At 63.2% G+C, this 22,508-nt stretch carries 20 protein-coding genes and 1 pseudogene; 10 read left to right on the forward strand and 11 right to left on the reverse strand.

What is annotated here, in order from left to right; genetic code table 11:
* Positions 1–15: 15 nt before the first annotated feature.
* Positions 16–876 (reverse strand): 3-hydroxyacyl-CoA dehydrogenase family protein, encoded by an 861-nt coding sequence (locus C453_RS09510; RefSeq protein ID WP_008324150.1) that lies wholly within the window; start codon positions 874–876, stop codon positions 16–18.
* A gap of 163 nt (positions 877–1,039) precedes the next feature.
* Between C453_RS09510 and C453_RS09515 the strand changes: the two genes are divergently transcribed.
* The 4 genes from C453_RS09515 (at position 1,040) to C453_RS09530 (ending at position 5,615) form a co-directional block, all read left to right on the forward strand.
* Complete coding sequence (locus C453_RS09515) at positions 1,040–2,068, forward strand: helix-hairpin-helix domain-containing protein (RefSeq protein ID WP_008324151.1); 1,029 nt, start codon at positions 1,040–1,042, stop codon at positions 2,066–2,068.
* Positions 2,069–2,364: 296 nt separating this feature from the next.
* Positions 2,365–3,258 carry a class 1 fructose-bisphosphatase gene (locus C453_RS09520; protein ID WP_008324152.1) on the forward strand — a complete coding sequence of 298 codons (894 nt, stop codon included), beginning with the start codon at positions 2,365–2,367 and terminating at the stop codon, positions 3,256–3,258.
* 124 nt (positions 3,259–3,382) lie between these two features.
* On the forward strand, positions 3,383–5,128 hold the full coding sequence (locus C453_RS09525) for an acyl-CoA carboxylase subunit beta (protein WP_008324153.1): 1,746 nt from the start codon (positions 3,383–3,385) through the stop codon (positions 5,126–5,128).
* A gap of 127 nt (positions 5,129–5,255) precedes the next feature.
* Positions 5,256–5,615, forward strand: a complete 360-nt coding sequence (locus tag C453_RS09530) for a hypothetical protein (RefSeq protein WP_008324155.1) — start codon at positions 5,256–5,258, stop codon at positions 5,613–5,615.
* Between the two features lie 178 nt (positions 5,616–5,793).
* Here C453_RS09530 and C453_RS09535 read toward each other — a convergent pair.
* Positions 5,794–6,276: pseudogene (locus tag C453_RS09535) on the reverse strand (MaoC family dehydratase); the annotation flags it as partial.
* Between the two features lie 200 nt (positions 6,277–6,476).
* Between C453_RS09535 and gdhB the strand changes: the two are divergent.
* From gdhB to pyrI, 5 genes are all read left to right on the forward strand, one after another.
* A complete protein-coding gene (gene gdhB, locus C453_RS09540) occupies positions 6,477–7,763 on the forward strand; it encodes a glutamate dehydrogenase GdhB (RefSeq protein ID WP_008324161.1) in 1,287 nt (428 codons plus the stop codon).
* A 140-nt stretch (positions 7,764–7,903) separates the two neighbouring features.
* On the forward strand, positions 7,904–8,743 hold the full coding sequence (locus tag C453_RS09545) for an HpcH/HpaI aldolase/citrate lyase family protein (protein WP_049907594.1): 840 nt from the start codon (positions 7,904–7,906) through the stop codon (positions 8,741–8,743).
* A 156-nt stretch (positions 8,744–8,899) separates the two neighbouring features.
* A complete protein-coding gene (locus C453_RS09550) occupies positions 8,900–10,153 on the forward strand; it encodes a Glu/Leu/Phe/Val family dehydrogenase (RefSeq protein WP_008324164.1) in 1,254 nt (417 codons plus the stop codon).
* A gap of 211 nt (positions 10,154–10,364) precedes the next feature.
* Positions 10,365–11,279, forward strand: a complete 915-nt coding sequence (gene pyrB, locus C453_RS09555) for an aspartate carbamoyltransferase (RefSeq protein ID WP_008324169.1) — start codon at positions 10,365–10,367, stop codon at positions 11,277–11,279.
* Entirely contained in the window at positions 11,272–11,739 is a 468-nt protein-coding gene (pyrI, locus tag C453_RS09560; RefSeq protein WP_008324172.1) for an aspartate carbamoyltransferase regulatory subunit, read from the forward strand. Before pyrB ends, pyrI begins: the two co-directional genes overlap by 8 nt.
* 9 nt (positions 11,740–11,748) lie before the next feature.
* Here the strand turns inward: pyrI and C453_RS09565 are convergent, their stop codons facing one another.
* Positions 11,749–13,236 (reverse strand): hybrid sensor histidine kinase/response regulator, encoded by a 1,488-nt coding sequence (locus tag C453_RS09565; RefSeq protein WP_008324173.1) that lies wholly within the window; start codon positions 13,234–13,236, stop codon positions 11,749–11,751.
* A 427-nt stretch (positions 13,237–13,663) separates the two neighbouring features.
* On the opposite strand from C453_RS09565, the gene C453_RS09570 reads away from it, so the two are divergent.
* On the forward strand, positions 13,664–14,536 hold the full coding sequence (locus C453_RS09570; protein WP_008324175.1) for an alpha-amylase family protein: 873 nt from the start codon (positions 13,664–13,666) through the stop codon (positions 14,534–14,536).
* 237 nt (positions 14,537–14,773) lie between these two features.
* On the opposite strand, the gene C453_RS09575 is transcribed toward C453_RS09570, so the two are convergent.
* The 8 genes from C453_RS09575 to C453_RS09610 form a co-directional block, all read right to left on the reverse strand.
* A complete protein-coding gene (locus tag C453_RS09575) occupies positions 14,774–15,532 on the reverse strand; it encodes an SDR family oxidoreductase (protein ID WP_008324179.1) in 759 nt (252 codons plus the stop codon).
* 125 nt (positions 15,533–15,657) lie between these two features.
* A complete protein-coding gene (locus C453_RS09580; protein WP_008324182.1) occupies positions 15,658–16,374 on the reverse strand; it encodes a ThuA domain-containing protein in 717 nt (238 codons plus the stop codon).
* Between the two features lie 54 nt (positions 16,375–16,428).
* Positions 16,429–17,232 (reverse strand): enoyl-CoA hydratase/isomerase family protein, encoded by an 804-nt coding sequence (locus C453_RS09585; RefSeq protein WP_008324184.1) that lies wholly within the window; start codon positions 17,230–17,232, stop codon positions 16,429–16,431.
* A gap of 72 nt (positions 17,233–17,304) precedes the next feature.
* Positions 17,305–18,327, reverse strand: coding sequence for an o-succinylbenzoate synthase (menC, locus tag C453_RS09590; protein ID WP_008324187.1), 1,023 nt, complete (start codon positions 18,325–18,327; stop codon positions 17,305–17,307).
* The gene (locus tag C453_RS09595) at positions 18,327–19,226 is read right to left on the reverse strand and encodes a 1,4-dihydroxy-2-naphthoate polyprenyltransferase (protein WP_241430718.1); all 900 of its coding nucleotides are present in this window, start codon (positions 19,224–19,226) and stop codon (positions 18,327–18,329) included. The genes menC and C453_RS09595 overlap by 1 nt, the downstream gene beginning before the upstream one ends.
* Before the next feature lie 115 nt (positions 19,227–19,341).
* The gene (locus C453_RS09600) at positions 19,342–20,208 is read right to left on the reverse strand and encodes an NAD(P)/FAD-dependent oxidoreductase (RefSeq protein ID WP_008324191.1); all 867 of its coding nucleotides are present in this window, start codon (positions 20,206–20,208) and stop codon (positions 19,342–19,344) included.
* 2 nt (positions 20,209–20,210) lie between these two features.
* Positions 20,211–21,425 (reverse strand): ABC transporter substrate-binding protein, encoded by a 1,215-nt coding sequence (locus tag C453_RS09605; RefSeq protein ID WP_008324196.1) that lies wholly within the window; start codon positions 21,423–21,425, stop codon positions 20,211–20,213.
* Between the two features lie 80 nt (positions 21,426–21,505).
* The gene (locus C453_RS09610) at positions 21,506–22,423 is read right to left on the reverse strand and encodes a 1,4-dihydroxy-2-naphthoyl-CoA synthase (protein WP_008324197.1); all 918 of its coding nucleotides are present in this window, start codon (positions 22,421–22,423) and stop codon (positions 21,506–21,508) included.
* Positions 22,424–22,508 lie beyond the last annotated feature (85 nt).

Genomic DNA, 22,508 nt, shown 5'->3' on the forward strand with positions numbered 1-22,508 from the left:
TCGACCGCGTTCAGCTCAGTCGTACTCGTAGAAGCCTTTGCCCGTCTTCTTGCCGAGGTCGCCAGCATCGACCTTGCGCTTGAGCAGGTACGCAGGCTTGTAGCGGTCGCCGAGTTCCTCGAAGAGCGTCTCGGAGGCGTCCAGACAGATGTCCAGCCCGATGTGGTCGGCGAGCGTGAGCGGCCCCATCGGGACGTTGGTGCCGAGGGTCATGCCGCGGTCGATGTCTTCCTTCGAGGCGACGCCCTCGTCGTAGGCGCGGATGCCCTCGTTAATCCACGGCATGAGGATGCGGTTCGTGACGAATCCGGGCTTGTCGTCGGACTCCCAGGTCTCCTTACCGAGTTCTTCGGAGAAGTCGTGGGCGAACTCGACGACTGCGGGGTCGGTCTTCTCGCCGCGAACGACTTCGACGCCCTTCATGATGGGAACGGGGTTCATGAAGTGAAGGCCGACGACCTGTTCGGGGCGCTCTGTCGCGGCCGCGATGGTCGTAATCGAGAGCGTGCTGGTGTTCGTCGCCAGAATCACGTCCTCGGGCATCAGGTCGTCGAGGTCCGCGAAGATGTCGCGCTTGACGTCCATGTTCTCGACGGCCGCCTCGACGACGAGGTCGCAGTCGGCCAGCGCGTCGAAGTCCGTCGTGCCCGTGATACGGTCCTTCGTCGCTTCGGCCTCGTCCTCGCTGAGTTTCTCTTTCGAGACGAAGCGCGAGAGACTGTCGTCGATAGCGGAAAGCCCGCGGTCGACGAACTCTACCTGGATGTCCCGCATGACCACGTCGTAGCCGGACATCGCCGCGACCTGTGCGATTCCGTTGCCCATGGTTCCAGCGCCGATGACTCCAACCGTGTCGATATCGTTCATGCCGCGCATGCGCTGGACTCCGCGAGGACGCAAGGTAAAACTTGCCGAGTCATCCAGAACTGTGACAATCAATTACTCAGTTCACTCGATTGTGACAACTGTGTGACTTTCACGGAAACGCTCAAGTTCGGGGCCGGAATGGTCACACGCAACGGTGACTGGCGCGAACAATATGGGTAGGGACGACGGGGATGCCGCACCGGACGGTGGTTCGTCCGGAGGAGAGAGCGGCCGCGGGGCGCAAACCGGGAGTGTAAATTCGGCGTCCGGCGCGGCCGACACACACCATTCTGAGAGCCACGGCCGACCAGATTCCGGGAGTGACGACGCACGCGAACCGAGTACCGACGAGGCAATCGAGAAACTGCTCCGGCCGCGCGGCGCAGCCGATGGTGACGAGACACCAGAAGAGCTAGCGGACCTGAAATTCATCGGCCCCGCGACGGCAGCGGAACTCGACGACTCCGAAATCGGTGTCGAATCCATCCTCGACGGGGCAGTCTGTTACCGTGACCTCGTCGATGCGGGAGTCAATCCGGGCGTCGCGGCCAAGATTCGTCGATGGCACTCGCTTTCGTGGTCGTTCAGTTCCGGCGACGACCTCGACCGCCGGTCCGCACAAGTGCGTGGACTCGGCGACGAAGAACGGGAGTGGGTCGCGGCGAGTTCCGGCGACTGGGGCACCGACGACGACGCCGAAACTGCTGACGGCGATTGGACTCCGACCGGCGAGTCGCAGACGGCGACCGGACCGACGCGAGAGGGCGACTGGACGCCCTCCGGGTCGGCCACACAGTCCGAGAATGCGACCAAAAGCGGTGATTGGACGCCGACGAACCGGGAGGAGTCGTCCGACGCGACACGTTCTACTCAGGAAGGCGAGGGTAAGCAGACAGAGGCCGCCAGTCACGGGGGAGACTGGACGCCGCGCGGGACGCCGAACGCCGAGAATAGCGCGTCCGCAGATGGGTCTGGTGACGCGCTCGCCGCCGAAGCCGCGTGGCGTGAGCGCTCGAAACCAACGCCACTCACCACGCTCGATGGTATCGACGAAGGCGACGCCGAGATGCTCGCCGAGGCGGGCGTTCGCTCCGTGCGCCGACTCGCCACTGCCGACCCCGAACACGTCGCAGACGCCCTGCAAATCGACCCTGCAGTCGTCAGCGCGTGGAAGGGGCAGGCCCGCGAGTCGATGGAGTAGTCTTTCCCACCCGAAAATTTACTATCGGAGTAGTAATTTATATTCACAATATTTTGAATCGCAATATTTGACTAGAGCGCGCCTACCGGTTGAATTCCTCCTTTTCTGAGTTCCCACTCCAGCCAATGACTTTATATACGAAGTTACCCGATGCTGACGTAGATGATGCTCGGTGTCGACACGTCCGTTAGCCCCGCCGAGGCGGGTCCCACGTCTTCGACAGCCCCCAGTTCTGGTTCCTCACTGGTTCGAACGCTCCGGTGTTGTATCCGCGGCGCGTCGGAGGTGCGACTCTGATGGCGACGCACGACGTGAACACGGCAGACTCCACGAAAGACGTCCGAACTATCGACAAAGTGGTCGACGTTATCGCGACCACCGCGCCCGAGATTCGCACGGGACTTCCCGGCCGCCGCGTGGCGTCCGAAGAGGAGAACCCGAGTGGCGAGACGCAGATGGCCGCCGACGTGTTCGCCGACGACCTGCTCTGTGAGCGGATCGGTGCACTCGACGGCGTCAGCGAGTACGCGAGCGAGGAACGCCCGGAAGCTATCGACGTCGGCAGTGGCAACCTCTCGGTCGCTGTCGACCCCCTCGACGGGTCGTCGAACCTCAAGCCGAACAACACGATGGGGACCATCTTCGCCGTCTACGACGCGCCGCTTCCGGCCCACGGACGCGACCTCGTCGCCGCCGGCTACGTCCTCTACGGCCCCGTGATGACGATGATTGTCGCCCGCAAGGGCTCGGTCGACGAGTACGTCATCTACGACGATTCGAGCTACGAACTCGTCCGTGAAGACGTCACGCTCCCCGACGAGGGGACCGTCTACGGATTCGGCGGTCGCGTCCCCGACTGGACCGAGGACTTCGAGAACTTCGCGCGCGAGGTCGAACAGGACGCGTCGCGCAAGCTCCGCTACGGCGGCTCGATGATTGGCGACGTGAACCAGATTCTCTCTTACGGCGGCATCTTCAGCTATCCGGGCCTCCGGTCGGCACCGGAAGGAAAGCTCCGCGTTCAGTTCGAAGGCTACCCCATCGGCTACATCCTCGAAACCGCCGGTGGCGCGTCCTCCGACGGAACACAGTCGCTTCTCGACGTCGACAAGGACGAACTCCACGCACGGACCCCAGTCCACATCGGAAACGAGAGTCTCATCGACGACCTCGAAGCGGCGTTGGAATAACGCCGCATTCGGGCGTTTTCTTTCCTCACCGCCGACCGCGAGCGTACCTGCCACGACTCAGAGACGTGACCGTGACAAAACATACATGGAAAACCATTTTGAATACGGTGCGTCATCCGAACGTATGAAGGTTAGAATCGGTGACGGCGCGACCGGCGAAGAGGCAGAGGCCATCGCGGGCGCGCTGGCGCGACACCTCGGAACGGACGTCGACGTGTACGTCGGCGACGAGGACGACGCCGCAGCGAACGCCGAACCGCCCGCAGAGGCCTTCCCGCTCGACGACGACCTCTCTCCGACAGAGCGCGAAGAACAACTCAAAGAGGAGATTGCCGACATCCTCGGCGGCGGTCCGCAGAAGTACAAAGACCGCCTCCCCGAGCAGGGCAAACTGTTCGTCCGTGACCGCCTCGACCTCTGGTTCCCGGAGGGCCTGAAGTTCGAAGACGGCAAGTTCGCCAACTTCGACTCGTGGCACGAGGACTCGCCGGAAGTAGAAGAATCAGACCCGAACAACCGGCTTCCGGGTGACGGTCTGCTCACCGGCGCGGCCGAGTTCGAAGACCGCGACCTCCACTTCATGGCCAACGACTTCACCGTCAAGGCCGGGTCGATGGCGCGCCGCGGCGTCGAGAAGTTCCTCCGCATGCAACAGCGCGCGCTCAAGACCGGCAAGCCGGTCCTCTACCTGATGGACTCCTCCGGCGGGCGCATCGACCAGCAGACCGGCTTCTTCGCCAACCGCGAGGGCATCGGGAAGTACTACTACAACCACTCGATGCTGTCGGGGTACGTCCCGCAAATCTGTGTCCTCTACGGGCCGTGTATCGCCGGTGCGGCGTACACGCCCGTCTTCGCCGACTTCACCATCATGGTCGAGGGGATGTCGGCGATGGCTATCGCGTCCCCGCGGATGGTGAAGATGGTCACCGGCGAGGAAATCGATATGCAGGACCTCGGCGGTGCGCACATGCACGCCCAAGAGTCCGGGAGCGCCGACCTCGTCGCCCGCGACGAGGAACACGCCCGCGAACTCGTGGCACAGCTCGTTACCTACCTGCCCGACAAGGCGGGCGAGAAACCGCCGCGCTCGGAGCCGAAACCGCCGCGGTTCTCCCCCGAGGGGATCGACGAACTCATCCCCGAGTCACCGAACCGCGCCTACGACGTGCACGACCTCATCGCACGTATCGCCGACGCCGAATCGGTCTTCGAACTGAAGCCCGACTACGGCAAGGAAATCGTCACGGCGTTCGCCCGCATCGACGGCCGACCGGTCGGCATCGTCGCCAACCAACCCACGGAGCGGTCGGGCGCAATCTTCCCCGACGCCGCCGAGAAGGCCGCCGAGTTCATCTGGACGTGCGACGCCTACGAGATTCCGCTCTTGTACCTCTGTGACACCCCGGGCTTCATGGCCGGGTCGCAAGTCGAGAAAGACGCCATTCTGGAGAAGGGCAAGAAGTTCATCTACGCCACGTCGTCGGCGACGGTTCCGAAACAGACGGTCATCGTGCGCAAGGCCTACGGCGCGGGTATCTACGCGATGGGCGGCCCCGCCTACGACCCCGACAGCGTCATTGGCCTCCCCTCGGGCGAAATCGGTATCATGGGCCCCGAGGCCGCAATCAACGCCGTCTACGCGAACAAACTCAACGCCATCGACGACCCCGAAGAGCGAAAAGCGATGGAAGACGAACTCCGCGAGGAGTACCGCGAGGACATCAACGTCCACCGAATGGCGAGCGAAGTCGTCATCGACGAAATCGTCCCGCCGTCGACGCTCCGCGAGGAACTCGTCAATCGATTCGAGTTCTACGCTGACGTGGACAAGTCACTGCCGGACAAGAAACACGGCACCATCCTCTGAAACGGCGTCTGAGCGCTCGTTAATACTCTGTTTTTCCGGCCGGTAATGTCGCGATAAGTGACGTATGGAGTGGCTACTGAGGATACCTGCGTGCCAACCACGGGTGTCACCGTCTCTGGTGCGTGTTATGAGCCTCGAAACACCACGGCCTGAGTCCGCCCCGACGCTCTTTTCCCGCGTCTTCAGCGACGATTCCCACCTCTGGTTGGTCACGCTCTTGGCGCTCGTCCTCGACGTGGCGACCACGATGTTCGGGCTGAGTCGCGGCCTCTCCGAGCTGAATCCAGTCGTCCTCGCCTTGATGCCGCAGTTCGGCGCGCTCGGGACGTTGCTCTTGTTGAAGTCAATTGTACTTCTCATCTCAGGGACGATGTGGGTGTTTCTCCCCGTTCGCTACCGCGGTGCGATTCCAATCGGTGTCGCGGTCCCGTGGGGCGTCGCGGGCCTGATGAACGCCCAACTCATCCTCCTGACGTCAGTGGGGTAGCAGGACAGCACGAACGAGAAGCGCGTAGCCAGGTGCTAATTGCGTAAGTGAGACGGCCGTGATAGCGCTCGCGACGCGAAGCCGTCGAAGTCCATAGCCAACGTAGCGACGCAGCACACAAAGCGGTACGGAACGAGAGAATTCAGGCGAGACGGGAGAGCGGATCGGAGACGACGCTCTATGCTTCGTCGACGTTCGCTTTCTTCAGCGACAGCGCCGTGCGCTCGAACTCACACACGAGGTCGTCGTCCTGGTTGAACACCTCGACTTTCATCGTCACGATACCGCGCTCGCCGTCGGACGTTTCGCGCTTGTCGAGGACGGTGGTTTGCGCACGGAGCGTGTCGCCGTGGAACACCGGGTTCGGATGCGACACGTTGTCGTAGCTGAGGTTTGCGACGATGGTCCCGTCGGTCGTATCGGGAATCGAGACGCCGACTGCGAGGCTCATGGTGAACAGGCCGTTGACGAGGCGCTCGCCGAACTGCGTGTCCGAGGCGAACTCCTCGTCGAGGTGCAGCGGCTGCTGGTTCATCGTCATGTCGCAGAAACGCTGGTTGTCTGACTCCGAGACCGTCCGCCGCTTTTCGTGTTCGATGGTCTGTCCGACCTCGAACTCCTCGTAGTACAGGCCAGTCATACGCCAGTTTGTGTAAGACCGTGATAAAACCGTGACGGTTCGATGGCCGTTTCACGGTATGACAACTCTTGCCCTAAGCGAAATCAGATAACAACCATTATAATTATCCAACGAAGAGCAACGCGAACACGCTCATTAGCTGCCCACACGGGTGGCTGGTGAACGTCATGGACAGTATCTGACCGGCTGCACGGCCGGTACCAGGCTGGTACGAACGCACTATGGCATCCGCAGCACCAACATCCGAGCCGGACGACGAACCGACGGAAGAGACAGCCCTCGAAACAGCCCGACGCCAACTCGAACGCGCGGCAGCGCATCTCGACGTTGACCCGGGCATCATCGAGCGGCTTCACCACCCGAACCAGGTCCACCGCGTCTCGGTCCCTCTCGAGCGTGACGATGGTTCGACCGCAGTCTACACCGGCTACCGCGCCCAGCACGACAGCGTGCGCGGCCCGTACAAAGGCGGCCTCCGTTTCCACCCCGACGTCACCGAAGACGAGTGTATCGGCCTCTCGATGTGGATGACGTGGAAGTGCGCCCTGATGGACATTCCATTCGGCGGCGGCAAGGGCGGCATCGTCGTCAACCCCAAAGACCTCTCTATCGACGAGAAAGAACGTCTGACGCGCCGCTTCGCCGAGGAACTGCGTCCATTCATCGGCCCCACGAAGGACATCCCTGCACCCGACATGGGCACGGACTCGCAGGCGATGGCGTGGTTCATGGACGCGTACTCGATGCAGGAAGGCGAGACGCAGGCGGGCGTCGTCACGGGCAAGCCCCCTGTCGTCGGCGGGAGCAAGGGTCGTGACACGGCCCCCGGTCGCTCTGTCGCCATCATCGCCCGCGAAGCTATCGAACACCTCGGCTGGGACCTCGAAGACACCACCGTCGCCGTGCAGGGCTTCGGCTCTGTCGGCGCACCCGCCGCACGCCTCCTCGACGACTACGGCGCGACGGTCGTCGCCGTCTCCGACGTGAACGGCGCAATCTACGACCCCGACGGCCTCGACACCCACGACGTCCCGACCCACGAGGAAGAGCCCGAAGCTGTCATGAAGTACGACGCGCCGCAGAAGCTCTCCAACGGGGAACTCCTCGAACTCGACGTCGACGTCCTCATCCCGGCGGCAATCGGTAACGTGCTGACCGAGGAGAACGCCGACGACGTGAAGGCAGACCTCATCGTCGAAGGTGCCAACGGACCGACGACCTCGGCCGCCGACGCGACCTTCGAAGAGCGCGGCATCGACGTCGTTCCCGACATCCTCGCCAACGCGGGCGGTGTCACCGTCTCGTACTTCGAGTGGCTGCAGGACCTCAACCACCGCTCGTGGTCGCTCGAACGCGTCCACGACGAACTGGAGTCCGAGATGCTCGATGCGTGGACCGCCGTCTGCGAAGAAGTCGAATCCCGCGACGTGACGTGGCGTGACGCCGCGTACATCGTCGCACTCGAACGCGTCGCGGCCGCCCACGAGCACCGCGGGCTCTGGCCCTAACGCGTCGAACACAGGCCGGACCAGCCTCGGCCACATCCGAGTAAAACCGACGGCTGTCTCTGCCGTCGCCACTCGTCCGCGACGACGAACAATTCAATCCCCGTACAACTTTCACCCTTCCATCCCTCTCTCCGCACGACATGCCACGACGGAGCGTGCTGTTCTCACCCGGCGATAGACCCGAACTGATGCGCAAAGCCCCGAGCTCCGGAGCCGACGTGCTCGTCTTCGACCTCGAAGACGCCGTCGCACCCGGGCGAAAAGCCGAGGCCAGAGCCGCCGTTGGCGACCTCCTCTCCGACGACGAGTTCGACCCGGACGCGGAGGTTACGGTCCGTGTGAATCCGGGCGAGACGGGCCTCGAAGATATCGCGGCCGTCTGCGAGACACACCCGCCGGACGCGCTCGTCGTCCCGAAAGCGACCGACGGGACAGACGTGACGAACGTCGCTGCCGCAGCACGGGAAGTCGGTGCCGACTGCCCAGTCCTTCCGATTGTCGAGAGCGCTGCTGGCGTCCTTGCGGCCCCGGAGATTGCCGCCGCCCCCGACACCACCGCCGTCATCTTCGGTGCGGAGGACTTCGCCGCCGACGTGGGCGCGACCCGAACCGACGAGGGGACCGAAGTGCTCTACGCCAGAGAGCGCGTCGTCGTCGCGACCGCCGCAGCGGGCGTCGATGCTATCGACACGCTCCACGTCGACTACCACGACGAAGAAGGCCTGCGCGAAGACGCGCGCTTCGGTCGAGAACTCGGGTACGACGGGAAGTTAGCGATTCACCCGGCACAGGTCGGCCCAATTAACGAGGCATTCTCACCGGACCCCGAAGACGTGACGTGGGCGAAAAAGGTGCTGCGGGCGCGTGACGAGGCGAACGCGGACGACCGTGGTGTCTTCGGTGTGGACGGCGAGATGATAGACGCACCGCTGATTAAACAGGCGGAGAATATTCTCGACCGAGCCGGCGAATCGTACTAGAAATCAAACAATTCCTCGGTCCGAGTGTCGGCACGCACTAATCGGCCGACAGGTCCGTGTGCTGAATACTCCTATTACCACTGGGTACGCATATTATCATTATAATATGGTAAAATTTCCGCTACTCTTAAACCACCGGCCGGTGCGTATCATAACATGGCACAAGAGGCGAATCCGTTCGAGAGTTTGCAGGAACAAGTCGACGACGCAGCCGCCTACCTCGACGTGAGCGAGGATGTCATCGAGCGCCTGAAGAACCCCGAGCGAGTGCTCGAGACGAACCTCTCCGTCGAGATGGACGACGGCGACATCGAGCTCTTCCGCGCCTATCGCTCGCAGTTCAACGGCGACCGAGGCCCGTACAAAGGAGGTATTCGCTACCACCCGGGCGTCACACGAGACGAAGTAAAGGCCCTCTCCGGGTGGATGGTCTACAAGTGCGCCGTCGTCGATATCCCGTACGGCGGTGGCAAAGGCGGTATCGTCATCGACCCCGCAGACTACAGTGAGTCCGAACTCGAACGCGTCTCTCGCTCCTTCGCGAAGGAACTCCGCCCGTTCATCGGCGAGAGTCGCGACATCCCCGCACCGGACGTGAACACCGGCCAGCGCGAGATGAACTGGATTAAGGACACTTACGAGACCCTCGAAAACACCACGGCACCGGGCGTCATCACGGGCAAGGCGCTCGAAAACGGCGGCAGTGAAGGCCGCGTCGAAGCGACCGGTCGCTCGACGATGCTCACCGCGCGCGAGGCGTTCAAATACCTCGACCGCGACATCGAGGGCGCGACCGTCGCCGTCCAGGGCTACGGGAACGCTGGCTCTGTCGCCGCGAAACTCATCGAGGACCTCGGCGCAAACATCGTCGCCGTCTCCGACTCTTCCGGCGGTATCTACGACCCCGAGGGCCTCGACGCCCGCGCTGTCAAAGACTTCAAGAACGAGACGGGCACCGTCTCCGAGTACGAGGGAACCGAGGCCATCACGAACGACGAGCTGCTGACGCTCGACGTGGACCTGCTCGTCCCCGCTGCGCTCGAAAACGCAATCGACGGCGACCTCGCGAAAGAGGTTCAGGCTGACATCATCGCCGAGGCCGCGAACGGCCCGCTGACGCCCCGCGCCGACGACGTGCTCACCGAGCGCGGCGTCCACGTCTTCCCCGACATTCTCGCCAACGCGGGCGGCGTCACCGTCTCGTACTTCGAGTGGGTCCAGAACCGCCAGCGGTTCTACTGGACCGAAGACCGCGTTAACGACGAACTCGAACGCATCATCGTCGATGCCTTCGACAACCTCGTCGACGCCTACGAGACCCACGACCTGACGAACTTCCGCACCGCCGCCTACGTCGTCGCCATCCAGCGCGTCGTCGACTCCTACGAGTCGAGCGGCAACTGGCCCTAACTGACGGGCTCGCCGTCCTGGCGACGGCATCGGCATCACACCGCTATCGAGCCGTCATCGCCGACGCCATCACCGACCGCGTGTCGCGGTCGATTCGCCGACTGAACCGCGTCGGAATTCTGACAACCACGTTTTATTGCATGAAAATGTATAGCATCCGCTTCGGCCGATGCCGAGGGATTCAAGTCGGTGTAGGTCGGTCAAATCATCAATGCGTCAGGACCACCTCATCTCCGCGGTAGACCTCTCGCGGGAGGACATCGAGGCGGTGCTCGACCGCGCGGCCGAAATCGACGCGAATCCAGCGGCGTTCCGACAGCGGCACGCCGGAACGGTTCTCGGACTCTGTTTCTTCGAGCCGAGTACGCGAACCCGGATGAGCTTCGATACCGCGATGAAACGCCTCGGCGGCCAGACGGTCGACATGGGACCGGTCGAGTCGTCGTCGGTCAAAAAAGGCGAGACTCTCGCCGACACCGTTCGCGTCGTCGAAGGCTACGCGGACGCGCTCGTCCTTCGCCACCCGAGTGAGGGTGCAGCGACGATGGCCGCCGAATTCATCGACGTGCCGCTCGTCAACGCGGGCGACGGCGCGGGTCAGCACCCGAGTCAGACACTCCTCGACCTCTACACTATCCGCGAAAACGCCGGACTGGACGACATCACCATCGGTATCATGGGCGACCTGAAGTACGGTCGCACGGTTCACTCGCTGGCCGAAGCGCTGACGAACTTCGACGTGAATCAGCACTTCATCAGTCCCGAGAGCCTGCAACTGCCCCGAAACGTTCGCTACGACCTGCACGCCTCGGGCGCGAGCGTCAAGGAACACACCGAACTCGACGAGGTACTCCCGGAACTCGACGTGCTCTACGTGACGCGCATCCAGCGCGAGCGCTTCCCCGACGAAAACGAGTACCGCAAGGTCGCAGGCGAGTACAAAATCGACGACGAGACGCTCGCCGCCGCGTCCGACGACCTCGTCATCATGCACCCGCTGCCACGCGTAGACGAGATTTCACCCGAAATCGACGACAGCGACCACGCGAAATACTTCGAACAGGCACACAACGGCATCCCCGTCCGAATGGCGCTTCTGGACATCCTCCTCTCCAACGATGACTGACGACCACCAACTCCGCGTCTCCAAGATTCAAAACGGAACCGTCATCGACCACGTCGAGGCTGGCCAGGCACTCAACGTCCTCGCCATCCTCGGAATCGACGGCACCAGCGGTGAGACCGTCTCTGTCGGGATGAACGTCCCTTCGGACCGCCTCGGCCGCAAGGACATCGTCAAGGTCGAAGGGCGCGAACTGAGCCAGTCCGAAGTCGACGTGCTCTCGCTTATCGCCCCGGCGGCGAGCATCAACATCGTCCGCGACTACGAAGTGGTCGAAAAGAGCCGCGTCGTCCGCCCCGAAACCGTCTCGGGCGTCGTCTCCTGTCCGAACCGCAACTGCATCAGCAACGCCGACGAGCCGATTACCTCCGGCTTTGCCGTTCTCTCCGACGGCGTCCGCTGTGACTACTGCGGGGCTATCGTCCGCGAGAAAGAAATCGCCGCGAACCTCGACGTCAGCTAACGCGCGTCGTCACTCGTTTTCGTCGGTCGAATCCGTATTGTCTGCCTCGGGTTGGCAGAACGTCACGCCAGTGAACTCGAAGCGCGCACCCTCGATGTCCCCGCTCGCGTTTTCCACCGACCAGCTGTGTGCGTCCGCCAGCGACCGGACGATGTCGAGGCCGAATCCCGTTCCGTTGGGAGTAGTGGTGACGCCGGGTTCGAAGACGTTCCCGCTGACGTCTGGATTGATTCCGTCTCCGTCGTCTCCGACGGCGAACCCCGCGTTCGAGTCGAGCAGTTCGACCGTCACTGTTGGCGATGGACCGGCGTGTTCTATCGAGTTTCGAAAGAGATTCTCGAACAGTCGTTGCAGGCGTTCGCGGTCCGCTTCGATGGTCGCGTCTGCCTCGACGACGAGCGTCGACCCGTTCGTGTCGACCGACGACCAAGCGTCTCGTGCGACCGATTCGAGTGAGACAGTGTCGATATCGAGGACGGCAGTCCCCTGTCGGGCGACGTGCAACACGTCCTCGACGATGTCTCGAATCCGTTCGAGCGAGTCGGCCACGCGACCGAGATACTCCGAGTCGTTGGCCTCCCGTTCGAGTTCGAGAAAGCCCATCGAGATGGAAAGCGGGTTCCGGAGGTCGTGCGAGAGGACGCGGGCGAACTCGTCGAGGCGTTCGTTCTGTCGCGCGAGTTGCTCTTCGTGGTGTCTGTGAAGCGTCACGTCGCGCGCGACGCCGCAGACTCCGACGATAGACCCGTCTTGGGCGACCAATCGACGGTTCGACAGTTGGAACAAGATTCGCCCTTCTTTCGTCTTCGCCCGCGCTTCGACGACTTTCTCTTCGCCTTCGAGCACATCGTTGAACGCCCGGCGGATAGCAGGGCGGTCCCGCTCGTCGAAAAACGAGTCGGCGCTCTTCCCGTAGAGTTCCTCGTCGGAGAGTCCGAACAGTTCGTTGAGTCGTGCGTTCCACCGCACGAGAGCGCCGGTCTGGTCGTAGACGTAGAAGACATCGTCGAGGGCGTCGAGCGCATCTTCGAGGAGCCAATCGTCGTCGGTGTATCCACTTCCGTCTTCGGTGGCGGCCTCCGCGAGCCGTTCGGCACGGTGTCGAGTTGCCAAACGCTCGACGCGGGGGACCAGTTCGATGTTCGGGTCGAAGGAGTCCTGCTGCAGATACCCCTCGATACCCAGTTCGACGAGTTCGGTCGTGTGGTCGGCGACGGTGCTGTTTGCGAGATAGACGATTGGAAGGTCGCTGTCCGTTGCGCGAATCTCCCTGACGAGTTCGACGCCGACTCCGTCCACGGGGCGCTCTGCGATGACGACACAATCGAACGGGTCGTCCCCTCTGAGCCGAGAGAGTGCAGCGCCGACACCATCAGTAACCATCACTGAGACCGTCTCACTGTTGCAATCGTCGCCTGCGGTTTCGAACGCGGTGACGAGCGGCTCGGCTACCTGTGACTCACCGACGAGGAGGATATGAGGTGTCTCAGAGGGCATAGTATGTACCGAACCGAGTCGGAATTAACTGAGAGGACGAACTGAAAGCCCATAACTGTACTGTAGATACAATATTCATATTGTAAATACTGTCTAGGTATACTCTCGGAGTAAGGTCTCGTGTGTCCGCCGCGCGTCGTGTCGAAATCACTTAGTGTCGCCACAGTCTACGCTACTGTATGTCCAAGAAGGCCAAACTCGTCTTGGTGCTCGCAGTAGTCGCCGTCCTCTACACCGTCTTCTCCGGCGATGGTGAAGCGGTCGAAGTCGAAATCGAAGAGTAGTCGAACGTTCCTCCGCTCGGCAGTAGCCGAGCCTCCGTTTTTTTTTGTCCCGTGAGTCTGCCGTCTCGATAGCACTCGTTCAGTGTCGATTCGGCGCTTCGGAGAGCGAACGACTTACCCACGACCCAACCGAAAGCGGATTCATGTACGGGGTCGTCACACGCAACGCAGAAGAGGTCGACTGGCCAGAGTTCGACCGCGGATTCTACGAAGTCAAGGACGTGACCGGCCGCGCGGCCGAACCGCTGTCGAACGCGGTCAACATGATATCGTGTTTCGGCGACAACGCCGCCGCAAACGAGAATCCAGACCTCGTCCCCGTCGACGACGAGGGGAACCTCGCCACCCGCGACCGGACCTACTTCGACTGGGCCTACATCTGCCCGACGAACGAGAAGTACCGCGCCGGACTTCTCGAAATCGTCGAGGACGCCGCCGAGGCAAACGGCGACGTTCGTCTCGACGACGTTGGGTTCCCTCGCGAAGAGTACTGCCACTGCGAACGCTGCACCGAGCAGTTCCGCGAGTGGTCCGAAGAGAACGACCGCGACGGCGACGAAGACGACTGGTTCGACTGGCGTGCCGAGGTCATCACCGACTTCGTCGCCGAGGCGGCCGACCGAATTCCCGGGCGACTGTACCTGACGCTCTATCCCGACCCGTATCCGGGACACCTCTATCGTCGCGCCGGACTCGACATCGACGCCCTTTCGACCTACGTCGACGAGTTCGTCGTCCCGCTGTACGACACCAACTACGGCACGACCTACTGGCTAGAGACCATCGCAAAGGGCTTCCAGACGCTCCTCGCCGACACCGGCGCGGACCTCTCTGTGGAACTCTACGCCGTCAACGTGGACGTAGACGACCTCATTCACGCGCTCGAAGTCGCCGACGAGTACGCGAAAGACGTGCTCTTCGGCTACGACGCGAGCAACGCAGCGGCGGCCCTCAGGCGGATGACCGCCGACGAGAAAGGTGGCAAGACCTTCCGTCCCGAGGATTCGACGCGCTAACCGGGACCGGTGCTACCCCTCGGCGAGTCGTCAAATCGCACCCGAGAGGAACCCGATGACGACGATTCCGAGGATGAAAATCAGCGTGGCGACTGCGAACAAGACGAACATGAGGCGTTGTTGGCCACTCGTCGGTTGTGCCATGACGTTCGTTCAGGACCGACAGCACTTAGCATAGTCGGCGACCGCGACTGATTCTCGAATAAGGGTGTCGCTGTGCGGGGATTGGTGGTGCGGTCAGGGGACGACGTAGCCGCCGTCGACGACCATCGGGTGGCCGGTGACGTACGACGCGTCGTCCGAACAGAGGTAGACCACTGCACCCGCAACTTCCTCCGGTGTTCCGAACCGCCCGATTGGTTCGGTCGCGAGCAGTCCTTCTTTCGCCTCTTCGTCGTCGCCGACGAACCGCTCTATCATCGGCGTCTCGATGACGCCCGGTAAGACGGCGTTGACCCGGATGTTCTCGGACGCCACTTCGAGGGCGGCCGAGCGCGTCAGTCCGATAACCCCGTGTTTCGCGGCGTAGTAATGCGAGAGGTTCGCGCCGCCGGTCATTCCGGCGACAGACGAGGTGTTGACGATTGCGCCGCCACCCTGTTCGACGAGGCGTGGAATCTCGTATTTCAGCCCGAGGAAGACGCCCGTGAGGTTGATGTCGATGACGCGCTGGAAGTCCTCGATGGACATCTCTGCGATTGACGATTGGGTGCCTTCGATACCGGCGTTGTTGTGGGCGAAGTCGAGGCCGCCGAACTCCTCGACGGTCCGTTCGACCAGTCCGGCCACGTCGGCTTCCTTCGAGACGTCGGCTTCGAAGAACACGGCCTCACCGCCTTCAGCCTCTATCTCGCGTACCACTTGCTGTCCCGCGTCGACCTGCACGTCCGAGAGTGCGACCTTCGCACCCTCTTCGGCGAACCGAATTGCTGTCGACCGCCCGATACCCGACGCAGCGCCCGTGACGAGGGCGACCTTTCCACTGATTCCCTTCATGGTCTCACCGCGACTCGGGACGAGTGTGCCACCGAATCGCCCGTGAAACTAGGACCGCAGACAGAATAACGACTCCTCAGGAACTTGCGACAGTCAGGAGACTCGAAAAACGCTGCAAACGCATCTCAGTCGAGGTCTTCGAGCGGGGCGACGTTGTCGAAGTTCGGGTCTGGTCCGCTTCCGGGGGCAGCCCAGTCGACGGCGTTCGCGAGGACTGTCTGAATCTCTGGTTGCTCGTAGATTGGGAACGTCTCGTGGCCCGGTCGGAAGTAGAAGATGCGGCCCTTGCCGCGGGTGTAACAGCATCCGCTTCTGAACACTTCGCCGCCTTCGAACCACGAGAGGAAGACGAGTTCGTCGGGTGCCGGAATGTCGAATCGCTCGCCGTACATCTCGGCGCGCGGCACCTCGAACGACTCGGGGAGACCGTCGGCGATGGGGTGGCCCGGTTCGACCGTCCAGATGCGCTCGCGTTCGCCGGAATCGCGCCACTTCAGCGAACACGAGGTACCCATGAGTCGCGTGAATGGTTTCGAGTAGTGGCCCGAGTGGAGGACGAGAAGACCCATCCCGTCGCGGACGCGCTGAACCACCTTGTCAACGATTTCGTCGTCAACCTCGCCGTGGGCTTTGTGGCCCCACCACGCCAGCACGTCCGTGTCGTCGAGGACCGATTCGGAGAGGCCGTGTTCGGGTTCGTCGAGCGTCGCGGTGTTTACGTCGTAGCCCGCGTCGCGGAGGCCCTCGGCGATAGTCGCGTGGATGCCATCGGGATAGACGGCCGCGACTTCCTCGCTTTCCTTCTCGTGGCGGTATTCGTTCCAGACAGTGACAGTGACCATACGCCCGCCGTCACCGGGCGGGGACAAGTAGCCACCGCTGTGTGACCCGAACGCTTAGCGCCCTTCGAACTCCGGCTCTCTGCGCTCCATGAACGATTCGACGCCCTCGGCGTGGTCCTCGGTCTCGAAGATGACCGCCTGCGCAGTCGCCTCGTGTTCGATGGCCGCCTCGATGGAGTCGTCCTGTCTGCGAAGGAGGCGCTTCGATGCGGTGAGCGCCTTCGTCGGCCCGCCCGCGATGCGCGCGGTCAACTCGTCGAGTTCGGCTTCGAACTCGTCAGCGCCCGCGACGCGGTTGACGACGCCCAGTTCGAGCGCCCGTTCGGGGCCGAGCAGTTCGCCCGTGTAGACGAGTTCCATCGCGACGTTCTGTCCGACGTGTCGCGGGAGGAGATACGAGAGTCCCGAGTCCACCGCGAGGCCGACTCGCCGGAATCCGAAGCCGATGTGGGCCTCTTCGTGGAGGAGTTGGATGTCGCAGGCGATGGCCAGCGCGCCGCCAGCGCCGACTGCCGCACCGTCGATTGCGGCGACCGTCGGGAGGTCACACTCGTAGACGCGGCGAACACAGTCGGCCGTGTCGTCGATGATGTGGTCGACCGCGTCGGGAAGCGAAAGCGCGCCCGACTGTAACTGCATCATCGCGTTGACGTCGCCGCCCGCGCAGAACGCGCCTTCAGACCCACGGAAGACGACACAGCGCGCTTCGTCCGGCAGGGAGTCGAGCGCCTCGCGCACGCCAGCGGTCACTTCCATCGTGAGCGCGTTCCGCGTCTCTGGCGCGTCGAGCGTCACTGTGGCGACGTGTTCGTCGATAGCGAGACGCACTGCGTCGGAGTCGAGTTCGACTTCGGTCATTTTCGACGTGGACGTGTAGAACCGTGAAAAACGTTTGGTCCGTGGAGAGTTTCCCACCCCGAGACTGCGGTCTCAGTCCAGTACAGCGTCGGGGTCGATGCCGAGGCCGGGCGACTCGGGCACGCTCATCTTCCCGTCACGGACCGGCGCTGGGTCGGCCGCAACGTCCGAATCGAGGAGTGATGCAGTTGCAAGCCCGTGTGCGCGCTCGCCGGGCAGTGCGGCCGCGACGTGGAGCGCGCCGAGTCTGGCGACGACGGCGTCGATAGTCGTCGTGACGACAATATCGACACCCGCGTTGCGTGCGCGACTTGCCACGTCAAGCACGCGGTCCGGCCCGCCGAGTGCCATCGGTTTACAGACGAGGACGTCTGCGGCGTTCGACGCGAGCGCACGTACTGGCGGGACCGACGCGAGCGATTCGTCGAGCGCGATGGGTGTGTCGTGGCGGCGGCGCAAGACGGCGTGGCCAGCCAATTCCTCGGCCGGAAGCGGCTGTTCGACGTATTCGAGGTCGAGGTCAGAGATGGCTGCCAGGACTCGGTCGGCCGTCCAGCGGTCCCACGCACCGTTTGCATCGGCCCGAATCGACACGTCGTCGCCGACTGCTTCTCGGACTGCCCTGAGGCGAGTGATGTCGGCGCCGGTGTCGCGTGCGCCGACCTTCAGTTTTAGACAGTCGAATCCCGCAGAAACAGCGTTCTCGGCGGCTTCGACTGTCTGCTCGACGGGCGCGTCACCGACTGTCGAATTCACCGGAAGCGAGGTGTGTGGGTTGCTAGCGAACGATGCCGCGAGTGGGGTGTCGTCGCGCCGGGCGCGAGCGTCTGCGAGCGCGAGCGACACCGCGTGTCTGGCCGCCGGTGTGTCCGCGAGCGCGTCGGTCTCGATTGCGGTCTTCGGGTGGTCGACACCGTCGAGTGCAGCGCGACAGTCGTCGAGCGATTCGGTCCAGCCCGGAAGCGGCGTCGCCTCCCCGATGCCCGTGTGGCCGTCCACGTCGACCGCGACGAGGAATCCTTCGCGGCGCTCGATGTCACCGGTCGCGGTGGTGAGCGGCTGTCGCAGGTCGAGCGCGAAGTTTCGGATACGCATCACGCGAGGGCGAGGCCGACCGAGAACAGGAGCGCGTAGAGCGCCAGCAGTTTCCCGGTGTCCTCCAATGCAGGGTTGAGCAGTTCGCCGTTCGTCTCCGTGAGGACGGTTCGGGCGATTCGGGCGGCGATAGGCATCGAGAGGAACGGCAGCAAGACGTGCCACTCGAACCCGGAGCGCGTCCAGAGATACAGCGGAACCGCGTAGGCGACGACCAGCATCACCACGTACTCGGCGCGGGCGAAGCCGTAGCCGAACCGGACGGCGAGGGTTCGCTTGCCCGTCGTCGCGTCTTCTTCCTTGTCGCGGATGTTGTTCACGACGAGGATATTCGTCGAAATCGCCGCGATTGGGAGACTGGCGAGGACGGCGACGAGCGTCACTGTCTCCGGTGGGATACCCATCGACAGTGGGGCCGCGAGGATACTCGCTGCTTGGACGTAGTAGGTGCCGACGACGGCGACGAGGCCGAAGAAGACGAAGACGAACAGGTCGCCGAGTCCGTGGTAGCCGAGGGGGTACGGACCGCCGGTGTAGGCGATGCCTGAAGCGACCGAGAGCAGGCCGATGACGAGAATCGGCACGCCACCGACGTAGACGAGGTAGGTGCCGAGGAGGATAGCCGCGGCGAAGGTGAGATACATCGCGCGCTTGACCTCGGCGGGTGGGATGAGACCGCCAGCCGTCACGCGAGTGAAGCCTTCGCGCGCCTCGGTGTCGGCTCCCTGAATCGCGTCGTAGTAGTCGTTGGCGAAGTTGGTTCCAACCTGGATGAGAAGCGCACCGACGAGGGCCGCAAGCGCGGGCAGTGGGGCGAACAGACCGTCGTGGACCGCGAGGGCCGTGCCGACCAAAACGGGAGCGGCGGCCGCGGGGAGCGTCTGCGGCCGCGACGCCATCACCCACGCCTGCGTGCGAGAGATGTCCTGCGTGCTCATTGTGTGAACACGAGGGCCGTAGCAGTGAGTAAGTTCCTATCGAAAAGCGCGCGACACTGGTGCGGTGGAGGCGCGGCTACGACGACTCGGCGTCGATGTCGAGGTGTTCAGCGAGTCGCTCGTGGGCCTGCTCGGCACGTGCTTCCATCTCTTCGTCGGAGAGGTACGTCGAGAGTCGGCGGTCGATTTCGGCCTCTCGGATTTCGGTGAGTCGCTCCTCGTCGACGTCGCAGTCGTCGGGAACGCGCTCGTCGAACCACTCGCGCCAGTCGTCGCGTTCGCCTTCGAGTTCCGCCTCGCGGCGCATCCAGTCCCAGTGCTTGGCGATTGCTTCGGGATACCCTTCGTCGCGGCGCGCGTCTGCGATGACCGTTCGGGCGACGCGCGCACCGTGGCCAGCCGAGATAATCGCCTGCGCGTTGATGTCGGTCACGGGCGCGACGACGTACAGCCCGTCGAACGGCGTTCGGCCGTCTTGGTCCGGGTAGTCGCGGTTGAACCGCTCTTGTTCCTCGCCGTCGTGTTCGTACTGAATGAACATCGAGTCGTCGCCGAGCGGTTTGAGATACTCGCCACCGTACCGGGCGGCCGCGACGACGCGTTTCGTGGTGACTGTCCGGCCGTCCTGCGTCGTGACGGTGAACCCCGTCTCCAACTCGGAAACCTCCTCGACGAGGTCCGGGACGATTTCGCACCCGGCTTCCTCGGCGTGGTCGTGCATCAGGTCGTAGAGGGTGTCGATGTCGATGCCACCGGGGAACCCGAGGTAGTTTTCGAGGTGTGCGCACCGTCGAAGCGACGACCGGCCCCGGTCGAAGATGACCGTGTCGAGGCCGTACCGGCCGGTGAACACGCCCGCCGAACAACCTGCGGGACCGCCGCCGACGATGACGACGTCGCGGTCGAACTCGGTCTGCGATGGTTGAGAGTCGTCGCTTGACATGGTCAGAAGTCGCCGTTGACGATGTCCGCGACGCGCTGGCGGTCGAACAGTGTCTCGTCGCTCGTGACCTCACCGAAGACGTCGGGATACAGTTGCTGTGCCCCGCGCTCGGTCAGGAACAGGTTCTGAATCGGACCCTGGAAGAGGTAGCCACCACGGTAGACGCGCTCGTTCTTGACGGCAGTCAGTTCGCTCGCGACCGGGTGGGACTTCATGAATTCGAGCACGGTGTCGCGGAACTCTTCGGCCGATTTGCGCTCGTGGGCGCGCAGGAGAATCACGTCTGGGTCGACCTCCAGCATGGCCTCGTAGTCGATTTTTCCGCGGTCGGTCGTGCTCAGCCCCTCGATACCGGTACCCGAGAGCGCGTCGCTGACGCCGAGGTCGCGCCACTGTTTCTTGCTCGTCCCCTTGTCGTTGAGACGGTACGGCGAGAACTTCTCGGGTTCGTCGCTGCCGGCGTACACCAGAAGGACGTTCGGGCGCTCGTCGGCAGACGGAAGCTTCGCCTGAATGTCGGCGATGAACTCGTCGTGGAGCGATTCGAACGCCTCGTAGCGCGCTTCTTCTTGGAAGAGTTGTGCGACCTTCTCGAAGGCCTCATAGAGGGTGTAGTACCGGTAGTCGTGCCACTCGTCTTCGCGTCGGAAGATGAGGTTGCCGAAGAACGGCGCGACGCCCTTGGTAATCTCGTCGACGTCCTTCTGCTTCCAGCCGAACCAGTTGACGAGCATCTCCGGGTCCATCAGGTGGACGTCGTTGTCCAACTCGTAGAAAATCTCCTTGGACATGTCGCTGTCCGAGAGTTGGTTCTCCTCTATGACCGAGCGGTCCACACTCACGCCGGGGAGTTCGTCGTAGACGTAGGTGTAGTAGCGACCCGCGCCACCGATACCGGTCATCTTGTCACCGAGGCCGAGTGCGACGCCCATGTCGGCGTAGCCGCCGTCGTAGGCAATCCACGACTCGGGGACCGAATCGAACGTGACCTCACCGACCGGTGCCATCGACACCGAGTACGACGTGTCGGGTTCAGCCGTCGTCGTGGTCGCGGTGTCCGTTTCAGCGGCAGTCTCTGCTGCGGTGGTCGTCTCGGCGGTACTGTCACCACTCGAATCAGACGTACATCCGGCGAGAAGCCCGGCACTGGCGAGTGCACCGTACTGTAGATAGTTGCGACGCGTCAGCCCGTTCCGTTCCGTGGAGTCTCCGTCCATATCTTTAGGCTCACCTAAAGGTATAAGTCGCTTCCTAATTTTAGGCGTCCCTAAATCCTTTGCTCGGGGGTGCTACTGTCTCAGTAGTGCCACGGGTAGTCGCGGAACGCCGGCTGGCGTTTTTCGAGGAACGCGTCGCGGCCCTCTTGGGCTTCCTCGGTCATGTACGCGAGTCGGGTCGCTTCACCGGCGAACACTTGCTGGCCGACCATCCCGTCGTCGGTCATGTTGAACGCGTATTTGAGCATCCGCATGGCCGTCGGCGACTTCTTCGTCATCTCGTCGGCCCACTCCAGCGCGACATCCTCCAGTTCCTCGTGCGGAATCGCTTCGTTCGCCATCCCCATGTCGACGGCTTCCTCAGCGGAGTAGGTCTTGCCCATGAAGAACACCTCGCGGGCTTTCTTCTGGCCGACCTGTTTGGCGAGATACGCCGAGCCGAACCCGCCGTCGAACGAGGCCACGTCGGGGTCGGTCTGGAGGAACTTCGCGTGCTCGTCGGATGCGAGCGTCATGTCGCAGACGACGTGCAGCGAGTGGCCGCCGCCGACGGCCCAGCCGGGAACGACGGCGACGACGGGCTTGGGCATGAATCGGATGAGTCGCTGGACTTCGAGGATGTGCAGTCGGCCAGCCTTGGCTTCGCGCACGAGCGGGTCGTCGGACACGTCTGCCTCGTCGTCCTCGCGGTACTCGTAGCCAGAGCCACCGCGAACCGACTGGTCGCCGCCGGAACAGAACGCCCAGCCGCCGTCTTTCTCGGACGGGCCGTTGCCGGTCAGGAGGACACAGCCCACGTCGGCCCGCTTTCTGGCATCGTCGAGTGCGGCGTAGAGTTCGTCTACCGTCCCCGGACGGAAGGCGTTGCGGACCTCGGGGCGGTCGAATGCGATGCGCACCGCCGGAACGTCGACGGCGCGGTGATAGGTGATGTCGTCGAACTCGTCGGACCCCTCGACCGGTTCCCAGCGGTCGGGATCGAATATCTCCGAGACCATATCGAGTGGCGGCACGGGCGGCGCAAAAAGATTCGCTTGCGTGGCCACCGCGACGACACCCCCCGGCTCGAAGCCGCGTGACAGC

Source organism: Haloferax elongans ATCC BAA-1513, assembly GCF_000336755.1.
Classification (GTDB): Archaea; Halobacteriota; Halobacteria; order Halobacteriales; family Haloferacaceae; genus Haloferax; species Haloferax elongans.

Bases quoted from the DNA above. Each gene is read 5' to 3' on its own strand.
- C453_RS09510 (WP_008324150.1), bottom strand. From the start codon at position 876: ATGCGCGGCATGAACGATATCGACACGGTTGGAGTCATCGGCGCTGGA.
- C453_RS09515 (WP_008324151.1), top strand. From the start codon at position 1,040: ATGGGTAGGGACGACGGGGATGCCGCACCGGACGGTGGTTCGTCCGGA.
- C453_RS09520 (WP_008324152.1), top strand. From the start codon at position 2,365: ATGGCGACGCACGACGTGAACACGGCAGACTCCACGAAAGACGTCCGA.
- C453_RS09525 (WP_008324153.1), top strand. From the start codon at position 3,383: ATGAAGGTTAGAATCGGTGACGGCGCGACCGGCGAAGAGGCAGAGGCC.
- C453_RS09530 (WP_008324155.1), top strand. From the start codon at position 5,256: ATGAGCCTCGAAACACCACGGCCTGAGTCCGCCCCGACGCTCTTTTCC.
- gdhB (WP_008324161.1), top strand. From the start codon at position 6,477: ATGGCATCCGCAGCACCAACATCCGAGCCGGACGACGAACCGACGGAA.
- C453_RS09545 (WP_049907594.1), top strand. From the start codon at position 7,904: ATGCCACGACGGAGCGTGCTGTTCTCACCCGGCGATAGACCCGAACTG.
- C453_RS09550 (WP_008324164.1), top strand. From the start codon at position 8,900: ATGGCACAAGAGGCGAATCCGTTCGAGAGTTTGCAGGAACAAGTCGAC.
- pyrB (WP_008324169.1), top strand. From the start codon at position 10,365: ATGCGTCAGGACCACCTCATCTCCGCGGTAGACCTCTCGCGGGAGGAC.
- pyrI (WP_008324172.1), top strand. From the start codon at position 11,272: ATGACTGACGACCACCAACTCCGCGTCTCCAAGATTCAAAACGGAACC.
- C453_RS09565 (WP_008324173.1), bottom strand. From the start codon at position 13,236: ATGCCCTCTGAGACACCTCATATCCTCCTCGTCGGTGAGTCACAGGTA.
- C453_RS09570 (WP_008324175.1), top strand. From the start codon at position 13,664: ATGTACGGGGTCGTCACACGCAACGCAGAAGAGGTCGACTGGCCAGAG.
- C453_RS09575 (WP_008324179.1), bottom strand. From the start codon at position 15,532: ATGAAGGGAATCAGTGGAAAGGTCGCCCTCGTCACGGGCGCTGCGTCG.
- C453_RS09580 (WP_008324182.1), bottom strand. From the start codon at position 16,374: ATGGTCACTGTCACTGTCTGGAACGAATACCGCCACGAGAAGGAAAGC.
- C453_RS09585 (WP_008324184.1), bottom strand. From the start codon at position 17,232: ATGACCGAAGTCGAACTCGACTCCGACGCAGTGCGTCTCGCTATCGAC.
- menC (WP_008324187.1), bottom strand. From the start codon at position 18,327: ATGCGTATCCGAAACTTCGCGCTCGACCTGCGACAGCCGCTCACCACC.
- C453_RS09595 (WP_241430718.1), bottom strand. From the start codon at position 19,226: ATGGCGTCGCGGCCGCAGACGCTCCCCGCGGCCGCCGCTCCCGTTTTG.
- C453_RS09600 (WP_008324191.1), bottom strand. From the start codon at position 20,208: ATGTCAAGCGACGACTCTCAACCATCGCAGACCGAGTTCGACCGCGAC.
- C453_RS09605 (WP_008324196.1), bottom strand. From the start codon at position 21,425: ATGGACGGAGACTCCACGGAACGGAACGGGCTGACGCGTCGCAACTAT.
- C453_RS09610 (WP_008324197.1), bottom strand. From the start codon at position 22,423: ATGGTCTCGGAGATATTCGATCCCGACCGCTGGGAACCGGTCGAGGGG.